The sequence below is a fragment of the Pandoraea aquatica genome, from assembly GCF_902459565.1.
Taxonomy (GTDB): domain Bacteria; phylum Pseudomonadota; class Gammaproteobacteria; order Burkholderiales; family Burkholderiaceae; genus Pandoraea; species Pandoraea aquatica.
The window spans coordinates 315,613-334,781 of sequence record NZ_CABPSN010000003.1 but is presented as its reverse complement, the minus strand read 5'-3'; the positions used below and the strand labels follow the sequence as shown (position 1 = coordinate 334,781).

Annotated in this window: 16 protein-coding genes; 8 read left to right on the top strand and 8 right to left on the bottom strand. The window is 63.5% G+C overall.

The genetic code is table 11. From position 1 onward, the window contains the following. Window positions 1-5 precede the first annotated feature (5 nt). The 6 genes from glcF to PAQ31011_RS12265 all read left to right on the top strand — a co-directional run bounded on the left by glcF (window position 6) and on the right by PAQ31011_RS12265 (window position 6,445). Window positions 6-1,256, top strand: a complete 1,251-nt coding sequence (glcF, locus tag PAQ31011_RS12290) for a glycolate oxidase subunit GlcF (protein WP_150576103.1) — start codon at window positions 6-8, stop codon at window positions 1,254-1,256. A 240-nt stretch (window positions 1,257-1,496) separates the two neighbouring features. Beyond that, window positions 1,497-1,901, top strand: coding sequence for a DoxX family protein (locus tag PAQ31011_RS12285; RefSeq protein WP_150576102.1), 405 nt, complete (start codon window positions 1,497-1,499; stop codon window positions 1,899-1,901). Between the two features lie 91 nt (window positions 1,902-1,992). After that, window positions 1,993-2,829, top strand: a complete 837-nt coding sequence (locus tag PAQ31011_RS12280; RefSeq protein ID WP_150576101.1) for a dioxygenase family protein — start codon at window positions 1,993-1,995, stop codon at window positions 2,827-2,829. A 25-nt stretch (window positions 2,830-2,854) separates the two neighbouring features. Beyond that, window positions 2,855-3,766 carry a LysR family transcriptional regulator gene (locus PAQ31011_RS12275; RefSeq protein ID WP_150576100.1) on the top strand — a complete coding sequence of 304 codons (912 nt, stop codon included), beginning with the start codon at window positions 2,855-2,857 and terminating at the stop codon, window positions 3,764-3,766. A gap of 47 nt (window positions 3,767-3,813) precedes the next feature. Then, window positions 3,814-5,163: a hemolysin family protein gene (locus PAQ31011_RS12270; protein ID WP_150576099.1), complete on the top strand. Its 1,350-nt coding sequence runs from the start codon at window positions 3,814-3,816 to the stop codon at window positions 5,161-5,163. Between the two features lie 139 nt (window positions 5,164-5,302). Further along, window positions 5,303-6,445, top strand: coding sequence for a helix-turn-helix transcriptional regulator (locus PAQ31011_RS12265; RefSeq protein WP_150576098.1), 1,143 nt, complete (start codon window positions 5,303-5,305; stop codon window positions 6,443-6,445). A gap of 124 nt (window positions 6,446-6,569) precedes the next feature. Here the strand turns inward: PAQ31011_RS12265 and PAQ31011_RS12260 are convergent, their stop codons facing one another. The 3 genes from PAQ31011_RS12260 to PAQ31011_RS12250 form a co-directional block, all read right to left on the bottom strand. Continuing rightward, entirely contained in the window at window positions 6,570-7,337 is a 768-nt protein-coding gene (locus tag PAQ31011_RS12260) for a flagellar brake protein (protein ID WP_150576097.1), read from the bottom strand. A 221-nt stretch (window positions 7,338-7,558) separates the two neighbouring features. Then, entirely contained in the window at window positions 7,559-8,197 is a 639-nt protein-coding gene (locus PAQ31011_RS12255) for a LysE family translocator (RefSeq protein WP_150576096.1), read from the bottom strand. 230 nt (window positions 8,198-8,427) lie between these two features. Beyond that, window positions 8,428-8,631, bottom strand: a complete 204-nt coding sequence (locus tag PAQ31011_RS12250) for a cold-shock protein (RefSeq protein WP_039392958.1) — start codon at window positions 8,629-8,631, stop codon at window positions 8,428-8,430. 502 nt (window positions 8,632-9,133) lie between these two features. Here PAQ31011_RS12250 and PAQ31011_RS12245 point away from each other — a divergent pair. After that, complete coding sequence (locus PAQ31011_RS12245; RefSeq protein ID WP_150576095.1) at window positions 9,134-9,898, top strand: M23 family metallopeptidase; 765 nt, start codon at window positions 9,134-9,136, stop codon at window positions 9,896-9,898. A 90-nt stretch (window positions 9,899-9,988) separates the two neighbouring features. On the opposite strand, the gene mdoH is transcribed toward PAQ31011_RS12245, so the two are convergent. The 3 genes from mdoH to PAQ31011_RS12230 form a co-directional block, all read right to left on the bottom strand. After that, window positions 9,989-12,613 carry a glucans biosynthesis glucosyltransferase MdoH gene (gene mdoH, locus PAQ31011_RS12240; protein ID WP_246179526.1) on the bottom strand — a complete coding sequence of 875 codons (2,625 nt, stop codon included), beginning with the start codon at window positions 12,611-12,613 and terminating at the stop codon, window positions 9,989-9,991. Next, the gene (locus PAQ31011_RS12235) at window positions 12,610-14,133 is read right to left on the bottom strand and encodes a glucan biosynthesis protein G (RefSeq protein ID WP_150576094.1); all 1,524 of its coding nucleotides are present in this window, start codon (window positions 14,131-14,133) and stop codon (window positions 12,610-12,612) included. The genes mdoH and PAQ31011_RS12235 overlap by 4 nt, the downstream gene beginning before the upstream one ends. A 364-nt stretch (window positions 14,134-14,497) precedes the next feature. Next, window positions 14,498-15,151, bottom strand: coding sequence for a LysE family translocator (locus tag PAQ31011_RS12230; RefSeq protein ID WP_150576093.1), 654 nt, complete (start codon window positions 15,149-15,151; stop codon window positions 14,498-14,500). A gap of 265 nt (window positions 15,152-15,416) precedes the next feature. Here PAQ31011_RS12230 and PAQ31011_RS26905 point away from each other — a divergent pair, with 265 nt between their 5' ends. Then, complete coding sequence (locus PAQ31011_RS26905) at window positions 15,417-16,361, top strand: LysR substrate-binding domain-containing protein (RefSeq protein ID WP_217424862.1); 945 nt, start codon at window positions 15,417-15,419, stop codon at window positions 16,359-16,361. Between the two features lie 60 nt (window positions 16,362-16,421). Here the strand turns inward: PAQ31011_RS26905 and PAQ31011_RS12220 are convergent, their stop codons facing one another. Both PAQ31011_RS12220 and PAQ31011_RS12215 read right to left on the bottom strand, forming a co-directional pair. Continuing rightward, window positions 16,422-17,957, bottom strand: coding sequence for an MATE family efflux transporter (locus PAQ31011_RS12220; RefSeq protein ID WP_150576092.1), 1,536 nt, complete (start codon window positions 17,955-17,957; stop codon window positions 16,422-16,424). Between the two features lie 7 nt (window positions 17,958-17,964). Then, complete coding sequence (locus PAQ31011_RS12215) at window positions 17,965-18,774, bottom strand: alpha/beta hydrolase family protein (RefSeq protein WP_150576091.1); 810 nt, start codon at window positions 18,772-18,774, stop codon at window positions 17,965-17,967. Window positions 18,775-19,169: the final 395 nt, after the last annotated feature.

The following is a 19,169-nucleotide window of genomic DNA, read 5'->3' as shown; positions in this document are numbered from 1 at the left end:
GAACGATGCAAACGAACCTCGCAGAATTCCTTCGTCAGACACCGGACGGCGACGAAGCCGAAGCCATTCTCCGCAAATGCGTGCATTGCGGATTCTGTACCGCGACCTGCCCGACCTATCAGTTGCTGGGCGACGAACTCGACGGCCCGCGCGGGCGTATCTATCTGATCAAGCAGATGGTCGAAGGCCAGACCGTGACGCGCGAAACGCAGCGCCACCTGGACCGTTGCCTGACCTGCCGCAGTTGCGAATCGACCTGCCCCTCGGGCGTGCAATACGGGCGTCTTGCCGACATCGGCCGCCGTCATATCGACGCCAAGGTCGGCCGTCCCGCCGGTGAGCGCGCTGTGCGCTGGACCCTCGCCCACGTGCTGCCCAACCGCACCCTGTTCTCGCCGGCCCTGCGCCTCGGCCAGCAGTTCCGCACGCTGCTGCCGCGCTCGCTGCGCGAGAAGGTCCCGCACCGTCAACGCTCCGGCAGTTGGCCGCAAGCGAAGCACACACGCCGCATGCTGATGCTCGAAGGCTGCGTGCAACCGGCCATGCTGCCGAACGTCAACAAGGCCACCGCCCGTGTGCTCGACGCCCTTGGCATCGAGATGGTGCGTCCCTCGTCCGCCGGCTGCTGCGGCGCGATCCGTCTGCACCTGAACTATCACGACGACGGTCTCGACGATGCCCGCCGCAACATCGACGCCTGGTGGCCCGAGATCGAAGCCGGTGCGCAAGCCATCGTGATCAACGCGTCGGGATGCGGCGCGACGATCAAGGAATACGGTCATCTGCTGCGGCACGATCCGAAGTACGCAGGCAAGGCACAGCGGGTCTCCGAACTCGCCCGCGATCTGTCGGAAGTGCTGCTCGACAATCTGGAAGCGCTGCAAAAGCGTGTGCCGAACAGAAAGTCCGGCAAGATCGCCTATCACCCGCCCTGCACGCTGCAACACGGCCAGCAACTCAAGGGCGTGGTAGAGAAGGTGCTCGCGGGCGTGGGCGTGAACGTCATGCTGCCGCAGGACAGCCACATCTGCTGCGGCTCGGCCGGGACGTATTCCGTCACGCAACCGGATCTGTCGCATCAGTTGCGCGATGCCAAATGGAAGTCGCTCGACGCACTCGACCCCGAACTGGTCGTGTCGGCCAACGTCGGCTGCATCTGCCATTTGCAAGCGACGGCCAAGGGCGAACACGCCCGTGACCACGCACCGGTTCAGCACTGGGTCGAACTGCTCGACCGGATGATTGCGACGGCCTGAGCGACTGAGCGGCCGACGTAATCCTGCGCGATGCAAGCCCCCCCGGGTGACCCGGGACGCTTGCATCGCCAGCATCACCCCCGCATTATCCCTGTCAACGGGACAATCAATCCCTTCACCGCTCGTTTATCTGCACGATCTCGCTCCCTAGAATTGGGGCTAAGTCAGTCGTCGACGTTGCACCTTCACCCGTCACCGTCGATGGCCGAGCCGACCCTTATTCCCTCACCGGAGCTTGTCATGATCGATACCAAAACTGCCCCGTACGCTGCCCTGCTGCTGCGCGTCTCGCTGGGTATCCTGTTCCTTTCGCATTTGTCGCTGAAGGTGTTCGTCTTCACCGTGCCCGGCTTCGTCGGCTTCATGGGCTCGCTTGGCCTGCCGCCGGTCGTCGCCTATGTCACGATGGCGCTGGAACTGATCGGTGGCCTCATGCTGATCACCGGCTTCTACGCTCGCTGGGCCGCCTTGCCGCTCGCCGCTCTGATGCTCGGTACCATCGTCTCGGTGCACGGCCACAACGGCTGGTTGTTCACCAACAAGGGCGGTGGCTGGGAATTCCCGGCGTTCTGGGTCGTGGGCCTGTTGGCCGTGGCCTTGCTGGGTGACGGTGCTTTCGCGATTCGTCGCAATCGCACCGCGTAATCGCCAAAGCCCGTCAGTAAAGCCTGCCAAGTCGTACGCCGCCTGATTCTGTCGTGATGTCGTTTAGCGTTGTTTTGCCGGAGTGAATGCCATGTCTGCCCTTCCCACCCTCTTCGTCTCCCACGGCTCGCCGTTGCTCGCGGTCGAACCGGGCCGCACCGGTCCGTTGCTGACGGCGCTGGGGCGTGCGGTGCCGCGTCCCAAGGAGATCCTTGTGATTTCGCCGCACTGGTCGACGCCGACACCGCGCGTGGGCAGCCTCGCGCAGCAACGCACAATCCACGACTTCGGCGGCTTCCCGCGCGAACTCTATGAACTGAAGTACCCCGCTCCGGGCGCGCCGGCACTCGCCGAGCGCACCGTCCAGATGCTCAAGGACGTCGGCCTGCCCGCCGTCACCGACGATCAGTGGGGTCTCGATCATGGCGCGTGGGTGCCGCTGAGCTATCTGTATCCCGATGCGGATGTACCGGTCACACAGTTGTCGCTGCAACGGCATATGCGTCCCGAATATCAGTATCAGGTCGGGCAGACGCTTGCGCCGCTCGCTCGCGAGGGCGTGCTGATCGTGGCGTCGGGCAGCTTCACGCACAATCTGCACGAGGTGTTCCGCGCCCCGGGCGGTGCACGCGAAGCGGCCCCCGAAGCGCCGTACGTGGCGGAGTTTTCGACGTGGTTCACCGAGCGGCTGGCGGCCATGGACCTGGACGCCCTGTTCGACTATCGGGCCCGCGCGCCGCACGCCGAGCGCGCGCACCCGACGGACGAGCATCTGCTGCCGATCTACGTTGCCCTTGGCGCGGCCGACGATCCTGCCCGTCAGACGCACTTCGACACCGGTTCGACCTACGGCGCGCTGCGCATGGACGCCTTCGCGTTCGGCAGCGCCGCCCCGTCGCTCGCGGAAGTCGGCGCGCTGGCACAATAACGCCATCGACACCCATGGACCCGGCATGAACAAACTTCGCGAGATCGAGTGCTTCATCGCCGTGGTCGAGTCGGGCAGCTTCGTCAAAGCGGCCGAGTCGATGGGCATTTCGAAGACGGCCGTCTCACGGTACGTCGCAGACCTCGAAGCGCGTCTGGGCACGCGACTGATCCAGCGCACCACGCGCCGGCTGTCGCTGACCGAACCCGGTCAGCGATACGTCGAGCGCTGTCGTCAGATCCTCGCTGAACTCGACGAAGCCGACGCGATGGCCGGCGAGCAGGACGGCGAACCCGCTGGCCCCTTACGGATCAACGCCCCGCACACGTTCGGGGTGCTGCATCTCGCGCCGCTCTGGCCCGCCTTTCTCGCGCAATTCCCGCAAGTCTCGCTGGACATCACGCTGAGCGACCGGCTCGTCGATATCGTGGACGAAGGCTACGACCTGGCGATTCGCATCTCGCGGCTGCCCGATTCGTCGCTCATTCATCGCCGTCTGGCGGGTACGCGTCTGGTGCTGTGTGCATCGCCCGGCTATCTCGCACAACACGGCACACCGAAGCATCCGAGCGAACTGGCGCATCACGAGACGGTCGGTTACAGCTACTTCCTGCACCGTCGCGAATGGCATTTCGACGGACCGGACGGCCCCGTCTCCGTGCAGACGCACGCCCGCCTCATTGCCGATAACGGCGACACGTGCATGGCTGCGGCGCTCGCCGGGGGCGGCATCATCCTGCAACCGGCCTTTCTCGTGCAGGACGCGTTGCGCGACGGACGCCTCGTCGAATTCCTCCCCGAATACACGCAGGGCGAGCGCGGCATCTATGTCGTCTATCCGTCACGCAAATACCTGAGCGCCAAGGTGCGCGCCATGATCGATTTCCTCGTGGAAGCCTTTGCCATGCCGGGTTGGCGCTTGCTAAATCGTCCCTAAGTGTTTGTCACTTATACTGTCGGGCCTGTCGTCCCATTCCCTATATTTTGGAAAACTTCTTACTGATCGTCGCTGCGATCCTGCTGGTGTTGCTCAACGGCTTCTTCGTGGCGGCGGAATTCGGCCTCGTCAAACTGCGCCAGACGCGCGTTCATGTCATTGCCCGCCAGCGCGGTTGGCGCGGCCGTATCCTGGCCAAGGTCCACGGCCAGCTCGATACCTACCTTTCTGCGTGCCAACTGGGTATCACCCTCGCCTCGCTCGGTCTGGGCTGGATCGGCGAACCCGCGTTTGCTCGCATTCTCACGCCGCTGTTCGAACTCGCTGGCGTCACCTCGCCCGAGCTGATCCACGGGCTCGCGTTCTTCATCGCGTTCTTCACGATCTCGTATCTGCACATCGTCGTGGGCGAACTCGCGCCGAAGTCGATGGCGTTGCGCATGCCCGAAGCCGTGTCCGTGTGGACAGCCGCGCCGCTGTACGGCTTCTACTGGCTGATGTACCCGGCCATCTGGGTGCTCAACCACAGTGCCAACCGCCTGCTGCGCTGGACCGGACTCGATCCGTCGCATGGCACCGATGCCCATTACTCGGCCGACGAAATCAAGCTGATCGTGCGTCGTGGCGCGTCGAGCGAAAAACTCTCGCGCGACGACTGGAACGTGGTCGCCTACGCCATCGACTTCAGCGATCTGACGGTGTCCGATCTGATGCGTCCGATGAGCGAAGTCGCAGCGTTCCGTCGTAACGCCACGTTCGCGCAGAACATGGACACGGCCTATCGCCATCGCTACAGCCGCTATCCGTTCTTCGACAACGACGGCGAAACCGTGCTCGGTGTGGTCCACCTGAAGGATCTGTTCCTGGCCGAGCACCATGGTCAGTCCATCGAGGATCTGGGCAGCATGGCGCGCCCGGTCGAGCGCGTGAAGCCCGACATGGCCGCTCGCGAGCTGTTCAGCCGCTTCCGCCGGGGTGCACCGCACTTTGCCATCGTGGGATGGCCGGATCAGAAACCCATCGGCTTCCTCACGCTGGACAACCTGCTCTCCGCGCTGGTCGGCAAGATTCGCGACGAATTCCGTCAGACGGAAGACGACTGGACCCGCATGGAAGACGGCACGCTCATCGGGCGCGGCAGCTTGCCAATCCTGACGCTGGAGCGCGCGCTCGGCCTGGATATTCCGAGCGAGCACGCCGAGTCGGTGGGCGGACTCATCATGAACGCGCTGGGTTATCTGCCCCGCGAGGGCCAGAAGGTCGACTTCGACGGCTTCTCGGTGGTTGTGAAGAAGATGCAGGGGCCACGTATCGTGCTCGTGCGCATCTACCCGGACGGCGTGCGCGAAGCGCGCGGGGAACCGCCGGATGTGGCGGTGCAACAACGCGAGCATTGACCCCGATTGATCCCCGTCAGGTCGCTTGCCAGAATGTCCAGCATGCGTAACACGCCCGTCAGAGGCAACCACAAGGGTTACGCATGTTGGCGCGGGCACGGCAGGACACAAGTTCGTCAAAACAAAGCCAGGGGAGGCGATGATGGACGACACGGGGAAGTTGTCTCTCGATGCGCTGATCGGCACCTGCTACGACGGCGTGCTCGACGAAGCGTGTTGGGATCGGGCATTGCGCGATTTCAACCGGTGGGCCGGCGGTATCGGGTTTCATTCGGTGACTTGGGATCGCGTGCGCCACCGCGCGACGCGCGAATCCAACTCACTGAACGCGCCTCCCGATCTCATCCGCGAGTTCCTCGAGAAGCTCGCCCCCACCGATCCGCGCGTGGCGCTGATGCTGCAACAGCCGATCGGTCACGCGATGCGGTGCCACCATCATCTGAGCGATCGCTACGTCGCCCGTAGCGAGCTGTTCAACGACTTTCTGATTCCCAACGGCGTGCGTTATACGTACGGCATGCATCTGGCTGGCGCAGACGGCACCAGCGAGCTACTGGCGGTGTTCCGCACGCCCGATCACGTGCCGTTCGAAGACGCCGACGACGCGCCGGAACTGGAAATTCTGACCAAGCACATCGCACGCGCGGCACGTCTGCGGGCAGGCACCCGTCACTTGCAGGCGCAGGCGGCCATCGGCATGGCGGTGCTCGATCATCTGGACATGGCCATCGTCATTACGGATGAGACGGGCCATGTGCACTATCTGAACGTCGCTGCGCATCAACGGCTCGGCGTCACGCGAAACGTCTGCATTCGCGGCGGGAAGTTCACCGCCGTGCTGCCCAACGACGAACAGGCAGTGCGCCGTCTGATCACCCACGCGACCGCGCCGATGCCGGTCGCGGGCAGCCATCGCCTGCAAGGCGACAATCAGCAGCACTGGGTCGTCACGGTGCTACCGCTGCGCGAGTCGCATGCCTGTGCTGCGCCGTGGGAAAAGCCGATGGCGATGCTGACGATCGGCGAACTCGACCGGCGCGTCACACTCGGTCCCTACACGCTCAAGGTGCTGTTCGGGCTGTCACCGGCGGAAGCGCGTCTGGCACAAGCCCTGGCCGAGGGCCGTGAGCTGACGCAATACGCCCAGGACGCCAACGTCGCCATCAATACGGCGCGCACGCAGTTGCGACATATCTTCGACAAGACGGGATGCCGGCGGCAGACAGATCTGCTACGTCTGCTGCACGCCATACCGGCGCTGCGAATTCATGCGCCGGGGTGATATCGGGGCAGCAGGCACGGAGCCATGCACTGAACAAGCGACGAGAATGCAAAAAGGGCGACCGAAAGGCCGCCCTTTTTTTGTCGCGTAACGTCGAATGACGTCACGGCTTTCGCCGGAGACCTTAGCCTCGGGCGAACGCCTTGCGATTGAGTTCGAGTTGCGTGATCAGCTTTTGCAAACGCGACTCCGCCGTGCGCGACAGTGCGATGAAGCGGCAGCCAATGTGATACTCGATGTCTTTGGCGAGCGGCACGGCGCGCACTGCGCACACTTCGAGATCGACCTGCACCGTGCCGTAGTCACGCAGTTCGATCTCGACGTGCATCAGCATCGATCCCTTCGGAATCTCGGCAGCCGCTTCGGCCTTCGTGCGCAGCCCAACGCCTCCAAGCGACAGGTCGAACACCGCGAGGCGCATCGGCGTGTCTTCCGGGAATTTGACCGTGCACTGATACGGATCGAGGATCGGCGTCTTCACGCGGAAATAGTCGCGACGCTGCAAGCGCACGAGGGTTTCCGGATACGACGAATAGAACGCGGGATAGCCTTCGTACTCGCGCTCTTCGACGTCGCCGATGGGGAAATGCACCTGAATGCCCTCGGGCACGCCGACGAACAATGCGCGCTTGTTGGCGAGCAGTGCCCGGTTTTCCGTCTCGATGCCGCCCCAGTCGAAATAGAAACCGCGTGCTTGCGGTTCGACCTTGAGCAGTCGCGTGACGAGCTGACGCTGGCCGTTTGCGAAGTACACCGTCATGAAGTCGCCGCGGGTCGCCAGATGACGCAGCACGCCGCCGATTTCCAGCGGGTTGCTGATGCGATACGAGTCATGCAGTTGTGACTCTTCGTCCGTGGGCGCCGGTGTCACCTGCGGTTCTGTCGTTTCCATACCTGATCTTCTATTTGTCCCCGTGACGGTGCGCGCGCAACCACGCTCACCGTACGTAATAAAGCCGTCCCATGCATCTGGTCATGAACGTTAACGGTCACTGGCCGGAAATATTGAGTGCCCCGGCGCACGAGCCTACTGCTCCCCGTGCCGTGCGCCACACCCGGGCCATTCCACGCCCTTCACGCCCTTTCCTTACCTTTCCCGCGTGCGCCGTACGATCAGCGATGCACGGCCGCCATCAACGCACCGAAGCCCATGAACACGCCACCGCTAATGCGGTTGAATGCCTTGAGCACGCGCGCTTCACGCAGATACGGCGCAATGCGCAGCCCGCCCGTGGCGTAGACCATGTACCAGCTCATCTCGATGACGGCGAACGTGCCGAGCAGGATCGAGAATTGCGGCAGCTTGGCAGCCGTCGGGTCGATGAACTGCGGCAGGAATGCCGCAGCGAAAAGAATGGCTTTGGGGTTGCTGGCCGCGACGAGGAAGCCCGACTTGAACAGCTTGCCGAAGCTCGAATCGGCAACCAGCGCCGGCGTCGCGAGTTTGGCGGCTTCGTCCTCGGCGTTCACCGGCGAGCGCCAGCTCTTGTAACCGAGGTAGACGAGATAGGCCGCGCCCACATAACGCAGCGTGTCGAACAGCATCGGCCAGGCTTTGAGCACAGCGCCCAGACCCGCGGCGGAAATCGACATCATCGCGATGAGCGCGGTCATGCAACCGGCCATCGTGCCGAGCGATGCGCGCAGCCCGTGGCGCGCGCCATGCGTCATGACGAGCAACATGTTCGGGCCCGGCGTGGCGGAGACGAAAAAAACGGTGACTACGAATAGCCACCACGTTTGCAGGCTCATGATTGCCCCGGAAAAATGCTTACGCGAATTCGATCAGGCATTGTAGCGTCGAACCGTGACGGTGACACCGTTCGCGTGCACGTCTCATGCGAATCTGCGAGATCTCGTCACCACAGGCTTCAGCGCGCCGAAAAACAAACAGGCCCGATGACTTTCGTCATCGAGCCTGTCGGTCGCGGGACACAGCGCCGCCCGAAGGCTAGCGCGGCATCACGTGAAGCGAATCAGCCTTAAACCGGCTTGATGTTCGCAGCTTGCTTGCCCTTCGGGCCAGTCTTGACCTCGAACGACACTTTTTGGTTCTCTTGCAGCGACTTGAAGCCGTCCACCTTCACTTCGGAGAAGTGAGCGAACAGGTCTTCACCACCGTTGTCCGGGGTAATAAAGCCGAAGCCCTTTGCGTCGTTGAACCACTTAACGGTACCGGTTTCCATGTTTTTTCCTAATAAAACAATAGCCTGAGGTCGGAATTGACCTCGTGAAGCGCTGACAATCAAGGGAAAATGAAGGACTAGAAACCAGCGAGAAGCAGGAAAACTACGTCTGACAACAACTTCGCGGCTTGACAATCTGCAAGCTGTTTTATACGCGGTGGACCGATGCTTGTCAACCGGGAAAATGCCGCAAAAAGAGTAACAATTTCCGCAAATAGCGGGGAATTTGGGCACTGTTTGGATGTCCGACCGGCAATCGCTGCCCGTACAATAGGCGTTTTGTCCCGCGCCCATGCCGTTGTCGCCCGTCTGGCCCGTGTTTTGTGCTGTGTGAAACCGTTTTCCGACGTTTTTCCCCTACCGCGCACATTCCAGCGAAAGTTGGCCGGCCACCGCGTTTTGCGACCGTCAGCGGGCCTCCACCCCCAAGTTTTTTTCAACCTGCCCACGGATGGAGCCTATTCGCCTCGCGCGATCCTTGCGATCGCAACCTGAAATTCGCATGTCCGGCCAGCCGCGCTGGCTTGCCCGCTGCCGTACCCACCTCATCAGTCTGGCGGTTTGCGCGACGCTCGCCGCCTGCGCCGGCACACCGAACTATGGCCCCGTGCCGGCCGGCAGCTATCGCGTGCAGTCCGGCGACACGCTGTACGGCATCGCCCGCGCCAACAACACCAGCACCGCCAATCTGGTGAACTGGAACAATCTGAGCGACGCCGACAAGATCGAAGTCGGTCAGGTGTTGCGCGTCGTGCCACCGCCCGGATCGTCGAGCGCCCCGGCGGCCGTGGCGTCCTCCGGCGGCAGTGCGTCGTCGGGTGCGGCACGTCCCCGCCCTCAGGCCAAGCCTGCGCCGAAGCCCGCGCCGGCCCCCGCCGCGCCGCGTACGGCGACGAACAAGATTCCGATGACGTGGCCGGCGACCGGCAGAATCCTCGCCAATTACAACGGCAGCAGCAATAAAGGCATCGATATTGGTGGCCAGCCGGGCGATCCGATTTACGCCGCTGCGGCGGGCAAGGTCGTGTATGCGGGCAACGGACTGCGCGGCTACGGCAATCTCGTGATGGTCCAGCATGAGAACGGCTACCTCACCGCCTACGCCCACAACCGCGCGCTGCGCGTCAAGGAAGGCGCGTCGGTCAGCAAAGGGCAGCAGATTGCCGAGATGGGCGACACCGACTCGCATGGCGTTGTGAAGCTGCACTTCGAGGTGCGTCAGAAGGGCACGCCGTTCAATCCGAACGACTTCCTGCCGCCGCGCTGATCCAGCCAGCGGCATGCGCAGCACCCAAGAAAAAACGGCAAGGCGCGATGCCTTGCCGTTTTTTTATCCCGTCAACCTTGCATGCAACACTCAGGCAGACGCAAGGAACCCCTGCGACAACCCGTTGGCACGTGCGTCGCACCATTCGGGGTGCGCGCGCGGATCGGTCCACACCAGCAGATGCAGCGCCGCGAGCGCGCGCGGATCGTTGAGCAACTCCCACTTCTGCGTGTTCGTGAGTTTGGTCGGGCCGCGCAGCAGCGCCGTCTCGACACGACCGGCACGCAAGGCGTCGCGCTTCGCATCGTCGAGCGTCGGCTTGACGCTCGACGCCACCAGCGCGTTGGCCATCGGATCGACCACGGCGTCCACGAAATCGACGTGCTTACCCGCCTCGCTCGTGTACTTCTCCGTCATGCGCAGTTCCTTGGGCGGCCACGACTCCTCCGGAATCAGGAACAGGCGCGCACGCTTGAGCCCCCGCCCCAGCGACACACGGCTGGAGAAGACCGACACCGGAATCGAGATCATCATCGAGCCGACAATCGGCATCAGCCACCAGATGAAGTCCGGGTTGAGCCAGTAGACGACCCCGCCCCACGCCACGCCGATCACCGTTTGCAGTCCGTGGCGGCGAATCGCCTCGCCCCAATGCGTCTCGGCATCCTCTCGCGGCGGCGACTTCCACTGAATCGCGATACCGGTGAGTGCCGCCAGCACGAATTGCGTATGGAATAGCATGCGCACCGGCGCGAGCACCGCAGAGAAAACCATCTCGATGAACATGCTGACGGTCACCGCAAAGGCACCGCCAAAGCGCTTCGCCCCTTTCACCCAGATCAGCAGCACCGCCAGGATCTTGGGCAGAAAGAGCAGCGTCGCCGTCGCGGAGAACAACGCCAGCGCGCGCTCGGGGTGCCATTCCGGCCACACGGGGAACAACTGGCGCGGCGCAGTGAAGTACTCCGGCACCACCAGCGTGTGCTTGGCCAGCATGCACGTCGAGAGAATCAGGAAGATGAACCACAACGGCGCGGACACATACGCCATGGCCCCGGTGACGAACACCGCACGGTGCACCGGATGCATGCCCTCCGCGAGGAACAACCGGAAGTTCATCAGGTTGCCCTGACACCAGCGGCGGTCGCGTTTGAGTTCGTCGAGCAGGTTCGGCGGCATTTCCTCGTAGCTGCCCGGCAGATCGTAGGCAATCCACACACCCCAACCCGCGCGTCGCATGAGCGCAGCTTCCACGAAGTCGTGCGAGAGAATCGCGCCGGACATCGCGCCCTTGCCGGGTAGCGGCGCAAGCGCGCAGTGCTCCATGAACGGCTTGAGGCGGATGATCGCGTTGTGCCCCCAGTAGTGCGATTCACCGAGTTGCCAATAGTGCAGGCCTGCGGTGAAGAGCGGGCCATAGACGCGTCCCGCGAACTGCTGCAAACGCGCGTAGAACGTTTCGCGGCCTGCGGCGAGCGGTGCGGTCTGGATCAGACCGGCGCTCGGATGCGCCTCCATCATGCGCACGAGCTTGGTCAGGCATTCGCCGCTCATCACGCTATCCGCGTCGAGCACGATCATGTAGCGATAGTCGCTGCCCCAGCGACGGCAGAAGTCGTCGAGGTTGCCGCTCTTGCGCTTCACGCGGCGCTGACGCCGGCGATAGAAGATGCGTCCGAAGCCACCGACTTCGCGGCACAGCGCCTGCCATGCATCGACTTCGGCGGTGCAGTTATCGGCCTCGTTGGAGTCCGACAGGATGAAGAAGTCGAAGCGTTCGAGCGAGTCGGTCTTGGCCAGCGACTCGTAGGTCGCCCGCAAACCGGCGAACACGCGGCCGACGTCTTCGTTGCAGATCGGCATGACGATGGCGGTGCGCGCGTCGGGTGCGATGGGCGCGTCGCCCGCGGCCATCTTCGAGATCATGTGACGCTCGCCACCGACCAGCAGGACGAAGAAGCCGAAGATGGCCGTCCAGAAGCCCGCCGAGACCCAGCCGAAGAGCAGCACGAACAGCACGAGCACCGAGAACTCCAGCGGATCGGCACCGTGATACGGCAGCACCGAGGCCATGAAGTGCGTGGCCAGCGCCGTCTGCGCAATCATCAGCGCGAGCAGCATCCAGCGCCGGCGGCGTCCTGCCTGCGACCAGCGGCCCTTGGGATCGGGTGCGTCGCGCACGAGCGGATCGGGGTCTTTACGGCCGATGAGCTTGCGCCACAGCCGTGCGAGCGGATTGAGCGACCACGCACGCGGAATGAGCGACGTACGACGCACCGGCGGCGCGACACGCAGCGTCTGCACGCCACGCACTTCGTTCAATCCGGCGGCGGCCGCCAGCGAGCCCCCTTCCGTGAGCGAGAGGCGCACGGGTTGCGACGCGAGCACCGCGTCGCTGTCGGACTCGATCTCTGCGAGATCGTGGGCGTGCCACGCCGCCGTCGCCACCGCTGTGGTGGCGGCGTCGGTCTGCCCGGCGGCCTCAGTACTCTCGGCATCTGTCGCAGACGAATCGATGGCCTCGCCTGCCGAAGGCACGCCGTCGCCGGCGCCGTTCGCACCGCGTGCGAGCAAGCGCTGCAAGCGGGTCAGAACGTCGAGCGAATCGCCACCGTCACGCTTCGCTTGCGCGAGCAGTGCACGACGTTTTTCGGCGGGCAAGGGCAACCGGTCGACGTAAAGTTCGTCGACCGGAATGTCGGAGCGGTCGCTCACTCGGGGGGTAACAGGTAGCTCCACGTTTCGGATAGGGTGTTACTGCCGTTGCGCAGGTAAGCGCGCATTTCGACGGGTTTCTCGGAATCGAGGCGGCGCATGCGAAGCATGACGCGGTAGCCTCCCGTGACGTCATTGCGCTGCGTCTGCACTTCGAGGATCTTGCCGTTGCTGTCGATGGACACATTGCCGTCGACCTTGGCGTCGTCCGGCAGCTTTTTGAGCCCCGGGCCTTCGAAGTCGAGCGCGAAGAGCAGACTGTCGTCTGGTTTTCCCCGGTAGCCGTGTCCCCGGCGGCTTTGCGTCACCCACGCCAAAGGCGGGCGCTTATCGTTATCTTTCTGCCAAGAGAGCCGGTATTCGAGCGACAGCGGCTGCTTGGGCTTGGGCGGCGCATCGGGCACCCAATAGGCGACGATGTTGTCGTTGGTTTCGTCCGGCGTGGGAATCTGCACCAACTCTACGCGGCCTTGTCCCCATTTGCCCTTCGGTTCCACCCAAGCGCTTGGACGTAACTCATAATGGTCCTCAAGGTCCTGATAGTTGGTGAAGTCGCGGTCGCGTTGCACCAGCCCGAAACCGCCGGGATTGGACAGCGAGAACGACGACACCAGCAGGCGCTTGGGATTGACGAGCGGACGCCAGATCCATTCGCCCGTACCGGACTGGATGGACAGGCCGTCGGAGTCATGCACTTCGGGGCGATAGTCGGGCACTGCCGCCGGCTGATTCTCGCCGAAGAAGAACATGCTGGTGAGCGGAGCAATGCCGAGCTTTGTGACGTTCTCGCGCAGGTACAGTTCGGATTTGACGTCGACGGTCGTGTCGACGCCCGGGCGCAGCGTGAAGCGGTACGCACCGGTCGCGCGCGGCGAGTCGAGCAACGCGTAGATGGTCAGCTCTTTCGCGCCGGGCGCGGGACGCTGAATCCAGAACTCGGTGAAGCGCGGAAACTCTTCGCCGGAATTCAGCGCGGTATCGAGCGCGAGGCCGCGAGCGGACAAACCGTAGGTCTGGTTCTTACCCAACGCGCGGAAGTAGCTCGCCCCGAGGAAGACCATGACTTCGTCTTTGTACTTGGGCGTGTTGACCGGGAAGTGAATACGGAAACCCGCGAAGCCGAGGCCGCGCAGTTGTTTGGGGTCAACCTTGAGTGCGCCGAAGTCGAACATGTCGGGGCTGTAGCGCACTTCGCGCACGCTGTTGCCGATCAGTTCGTTGATCTTGACGGGTCGGTCGTAGTACGAACCCTCGTGGAAGAACATCAGCTCGAACGGCAGCTTTTGCGCACGCCACAGGGCCTTTTCGGGCTTGAAGCGAATATTGCGATAGCGGTCGTACGTCAGATTCTGAAGCTCTTTGGGGAGATTCGGATCTTTGGGCTTATAGCGGTTGTTCGCCAGCGTGCGCGCTTGTTTGGCGACGTCGTCGAACGAGAAAGCATGTGCCGCGCCCGAGACGAGCGCACAGACGCTGAGTACGCCGGCAATCGCCAGGCGCAGGGCACGGTGGGAAGTCATGCGGGGTACCGCGTTGAGCAGGAATTCCATCGGCAGTGGGGAATGGCATGTAACGCGCGTGCCGACCGTAGCCAGCGTGCGCTGAACGCGCAATTTTACCCGTTCATTCACCGATTGACTAAAGATGCATCGGCAAAACCTTCGAAGCGGGTACTCACATTACCCCAATCGTCTGCTGTGACGGTGCTTCCAGCGCATCACAAATTTGTGACTATTTGTGACCGGGCAGCGAAATGAAAGGATTTCGCCACCTTTCCTGCCAGTTTTCCGTCACTTTTTGGCCATTCCTGTGCCATTTTCCCGACATTCGGGGCCGATTCACCCGGAAACCCCTATCCCGCTCTTCCACTCTCCCATCCCGGCCTCAACGACTCGCCATCGCCAGCAAGCCGCCCAGCGTCATCAGTGCGCCGCCAATAGTCCGCCTCACGAGATGCTGCCGCCGCACCATCGCCTCACGCATCCACCCCGCCGAGAACCCCAGCGCCACAAGGCTGAACCACGCCCAGTGCGCGAACGACATGAACGCCCCATACGCGAGGCCGAGCGCCCAGCCTGTGCCCGGATGCACGACCTGCGTGAAGGTACTCACCACGAACAAGGTGCACTTCGGATTCAATGCGTTGGTGAAAAACCCCGTGCGGAACGCCTGAAGGGCCTCGCGCCAGCGGGCGGAGGCTCCATTTCCCGCCTCGGGTGAAGCGGATGCCCCGCCCTCCTGCGTGACGTCGACGACCGGCGACCGATCCCGCAACGTCCGCCACCCGATGTACACGAGATACGCCGCACCGATCCATTTGATCACCGTGAACAACCACGGCACCTGCACGATCAACAACCCCACGCCCACCAACGTGTACGCCACGTGCACCTGCACGCCCGCCGCGATCCCCAACGCCGCCCATAGCCCCGCCCGCCGGCCGTGACGCCAGCTCTCACGCGTCACCATCGCGAAATCCGCGCCGGGGCTGATCACCGCCAACACCGTGATCGTCATTACCGCTATTAGCTCTTGCATGACTTTCTTTCACCCTTCTTGTTTGTGCCCGAATTTCCCGTTCCGTACTCGACCCCGCGGGGGACCAGGGCCCTATTCCGCCCCTCAGACATAGACCCAACTCGGTTCAGAACAGGGCCCTGATCCCCCGCTCATCGCACCTTTTCCGTTGGCTTTCTTATCGTCCCCCACCTCTCGTTGTGGAATTCTCGGACGCATTTTCTTCATTTTTCTCATGCCCGAAAAACGATGAATTTGCCCACCTATCCGTGATAATTTCTCACGTATGACGCGATCCCCCTCCCGATCCCTTCGTCCCCTTCCCCTGAACGCCCTTCAGGTCTTCGACGTCGCCGCCGCCGAACTCAGCTTCGCCCGCGCCGCCGACCGACTTTTCGTCACCCACGGCGCCGTCAGCCGACAAATCCGCACCCTCGAACTCGCCCTCGGCCTTCCCCTCTTTGAACGCCGTAACCGTGCCGTCTTCCTGACCGCCGCAGGCGAGAAACTCCACGCCACCACGCGGCAGATGTTCGAGCAACTCGCCACCACCATCGCCACGCTTCACCCCCCTTCGCCCTCGGACACACTCGTCGTCTCCTGCGAACCCACCCTCGCGATGCGATGGCTGATCCCTCGCCTCACCGCCTTCTCACAAGCTCACCCCGGCATCTCCCTTCACCTCCACTCCGCCGGCGGCCCCCTCGACTTCGAAAGCGCCGGTGTCGATGTCGCCATTCGACGCAACGACTTCTTCTGGGGACATTCACTCATCGCCGAACCGCTCGTCGATGAATGGATCGGCCCCGTCGGCCTCCCTTCAGCCTTCGATTCGCTACCGATTTCGCATCTCCACACGCGCACGCGCCCCCACGCCTGGCAGGACTGGCAACGAGCCATGCGCGCCGCGCCGTCGCCCGAACGCCTGAAACACTTGGAACGCTTCCAGACAAGCGCCACCCCGGCGACGCCGCCGTTCGAACACTTCTATCTGAGTCTGCAAGCCGCCGGCGCAGGCCTCGGGGCCGCCATCGGATCGGTCTACATGGTGTGCGACGAACTGAACGCCGGACGGCTCATCGCCCCCGCCAGCTTCATCCGCGACGGCTCAGGCTACGTCGCACTCTCGCGCGAACCGTTCGCCGAAAACCCGGCCAAGGAAACACTGCTGATGTGGTTGCGCACTGCACTGGCTGAATCGGCATCGCCATGGATCGCGAGCACCCAGTGACATTGCGTGAGGGTGAGGTGTGGGGGTGAAGCGGAGGGAAGGCAAGCGACGGAAGCGGCGTCAGGAACGCGGTTCGCTCGACGTGTCCCGAGTGCCCTGATTGCCATGATGGCCCTGAGCAGGAGACGGCTCGGCCGCCGTCGCTGAAGTCGGTGAGGTCGGTGGAAGCGGCACCGGTGCCGGTCCGGCAGCAGCGCCCGCCGCATCCTTGCTCTGCGCCACGGCCGGTGGCCCTTTGGGCAACATGCGCACGCCGCGCCAGTTGCCCCACTTGTAGTAAGCGAGCGCCATGACGAGCGAGACGGCAAACCCGAGCGGGAAGCTCCACCAGATCGCCTCCGCGCCCCACGTCTTTTGCATCTGCCACGCAAACGGCAACCGGATCACCCACTGCGACACGAACAGGATGACGAGCGGCGCAGTCACCGCGCCCGTCGCCCGCACCACCCCGAAGAGCACGATGGTCACGCCGAACAGCACGAACGACCAAGCCACCACGGCATTGATGTGCTGCGCGACGGAGATAGCGTAGCCGTCGTCCGGCAAAAACGCATTCATGAACTGACGATTGAACAGCAGAATCGCGATCACCAGCGTGCCGGTCATGACGAAGTTCAGTCCGACGCCCACGCGCCCGATCTTCGTCACACGATCCCACAAGCCCGCCCCCACATTCTGCGCCGTCATGGAGGACACCCCCGCACCGATCGCCAGCGCAGGCATCTGCACGTACGTCCACAACTGCGATGCGACCCCGTAGGCCGCCGTGGTCTGCGATCCGTAGCCGTTGACGAAGCCCATCATGACCATCGCAGACGACGAGATCACCACCATCTGCAACCCCATCGGCAATCCCTTGACGACGATCAACCGCAGCAACCCCATGTCGATCCGCAGATACTTCCAGTCCTTGCGCGTGAGCCACAGCGGATCGCGGCGCTTGTACAAGGTGTACATCAGTGCGACGAGGCTCACGGTCTGTGCGATGAGCGTCGCGCCCGCCGAGCCCGCAATGCCGAACGGCGGAATCGGCCCCCACCCGAAGATGAGCAACGGATTGAGCGCGACATCCAGCCCTGCGGACAACAGCATGAACCGGAACGGTGTGCGTGCGTCGCCCGCCCCGCGCAACGCCATCATCACGAAGTTGTAGAAGTACATCACCGGCAACGCCACGAAGATGATGCGCAGATACGCCACCGCAAACTCGCGCGCATCGCTCGGCGTGCCCAGCGCCCGCAGCAACTCCGGTGTGAAGATGTAGCCGAACACGGCCACAGCCGTCGACATCAGGATGAAGAATGTCGCGCTCGTGCCGACGATGCGCTGGGTCAGCACATGGTTCTTCGCACCGATGGACTGACCGATGAGGATGGTGTTGGCCATGCTGATGCCGAACACGACACCGAGCAGGAAGAACAACAGGATGTTGGCATTGGACGCCGCGGTGAGCGCCGACTCGCCAAGGTAGTGGCCGATCCACATCGCGTTGATCGACGCATTGAGCGATTGCAGCACGTTGCTGCCCAGCACCGGCAGCGAGAACCAGAACAGGGTCTTGCCGATGGGGCCGCGCGTGAGGTCCTGTTCTGCCATCGTCGTCTTACTTCGTATCGAACTTCACGCCGGCCGCCGGCGCAGGCACGGCACACCGATGGCCGCGCACGTTGTCCAGAAATCGCTCGATGAGCGGCAGTATCTTCGCTTCGATGTCGCCGTGGCCGTAGCCAAAACCCGCAAAGTTGAAGTGCGTCGCACCGTCGACCACCGCCAGCCAGTGACACCCCGGCGGCATGTCGGCGAACGGCTCGGTGCGCGTCTGCCATTTGCCTTCGAGCGGATCGTCGCGCGTGCCGGTCACGAGCAAGGCCGGCTTGCGCACGTCGTGCCATGCCCCCGCCGGAAAGATCGCGCCCTTGCCTTGTGGCGACAGCGCGATGTAGGCGTCGAAACGATCGTCGCTGTCGAGTCCGAGCTTGTTCTTCGCGCCCGCCTCGATCATGACGGTCACCGCCCCCATCGAATGTCCCGCCAGCACGGCAGGCCCGGCGTGACACTGTCCGCGCGCCCAGCGCAACGCCGCCCCGGCATCTTCGAGACGGTCGTCGTACGCTTCGGGGTCCGTAGTGAGAGCGAGCAATCCGTCGCGCAATCCACCATTGCGCACGCGGTCGCGCAGCGAATCGCGTCCGCTCTCCTGATGCGCCATCGTCACCGTCAGCCAGCCATATTGGGAGAGTGCGCGCCCCAGCCACGACATCGCGTCGCGGTCGTCGCCCGCGCCGGGGCTCACCACCACAACACCATTGCAAGCCACTTGAGGACGGAAGACGTGGAGGTTGGCGTACGCGCCATCGCTGCGCATGACGCGCTGATCGACACCGGTCGCGGCAGACGCAGGGGTCGCGATCACGGGTTTCGCCGACGCGGAGGATGCGGCAGACGGGGCAGATGCGGCCTTCGCAGGCGCGCCCCCCGGAAAGAGGGTGTCGGCAGCTAAAACGTGAGACGGGAATGTGGCGAGCGAGAATGCAGCGAACAGCGATGCGCCGACGCTGCAGGCACCGAGCGCGACGCGTAACGTCCCGAACGATCGTCCCACGGCCCTGCGCGACTTTCCGAGCATCCGTTCTCCCCTGGTTTCCGGCAGCACGCAGCCAACCTGGCCCAAGGGGCGCTTGTCCCTGATCTTGCTGAGTTCGAACCACCTAGGGAACGGGTTAGGCCGGGAGCGACGGTCTCGCGACGAAGCTCCGCTGCGACATCACACGATGAGCCATCTTAGCGCGGATTGCGTAGGCACTCGCA

Coding starts and splice junctions, on each gene's coding strand:
- glcF (WP_150576103.1), top strand. CDS start 6: ATGCAAACGAACCTCGCAGAATTCCTTCGTCAGACACCGGACGGCGAC.
- PAQ31011_RS12285 (WP_150576102.1), top strand. CDS start 1,497: ATGATCGATACCAAAACTGCCCCGTACGCTGCCCTGCTGCTGCGCGTC.
- PAQ31011_RS12280 (WP_150576101.1), top strand. CDS start 1,993: ATGTCTGCCCTTCCCACCCTCTTCGTCTCCCACGGCTCGCCGTTGCTC.
- PAQ31011_RS12275 (WP_150576100.1), top strand. CDS start 2,855: ATGAACAAACTTCGCGAGATCGAGTGCTTCATCGCCGTGGTCGAGTCG.
- PAQ31011_RS12265 (WP_150576098.1), top strand. CDS start 5,303: ATGATGGACGACACGGGGAAGTTGTCTCTCGATGCGCTGATCGGCACC.
- PAQ31011_RS12260 (WP_150576097.1), bottom strand. CDS start 7,337: ATGGAAACGACAGAACCGCAGGTGACACCGGCGCCCACGGACGAAGAG.
- PAQ31011_RS12255 (WP_150576096.1), bottom strand. CDS start 8,197: ATGAGCCTGCAAACGTGGTGGCTATTCGTAGTCACCGTTTTTTTCGTC.
- PAQ31011_RS12250 (WP_039392958.1), bottom strand. CDS start 8,631: ATGGAAACCGGTACCGTTAAGTGGTTCAACGACGCAAAGGGCTTCGGC.
- PAQ31011_RS12245 (WP_150576095.1), top strand. CDS start 9,134: ATGTCCGGCCAGCCGCGCTGGCTTGCCCGCTGCCGTACCCACCTCATC.
- PAQ31011_RS12235 (WP_150576094.1), bottom strand. CDS start 14,133: ATGACTTCCCACCGTGCCCTGCGCCTGGCGATTGCCGGCGTACTCAGC.
- PAQ31011_RS12230 (WP_150576093.1), bottom strand. CDS start 15,151: ATGCAAGAGCTAATAGCGGTAATGACGATCACGGTGTTGGCGGTGATC.
- PAQ31011_RS26905 (WP_217424862.1), top strand. CDS start 15,417: ATGACGCGATCCCCCTCCCGATCCCTTCGTCCCCTTCCCCTGAACGCC.
- PAQ31011_RS12220 (WP_150576092.1), bottom strand. CDS start 17,957: ATGGCAGAACAGGACCTCACGCGCGGCCCCATCGGCAAGACCCTGTTC.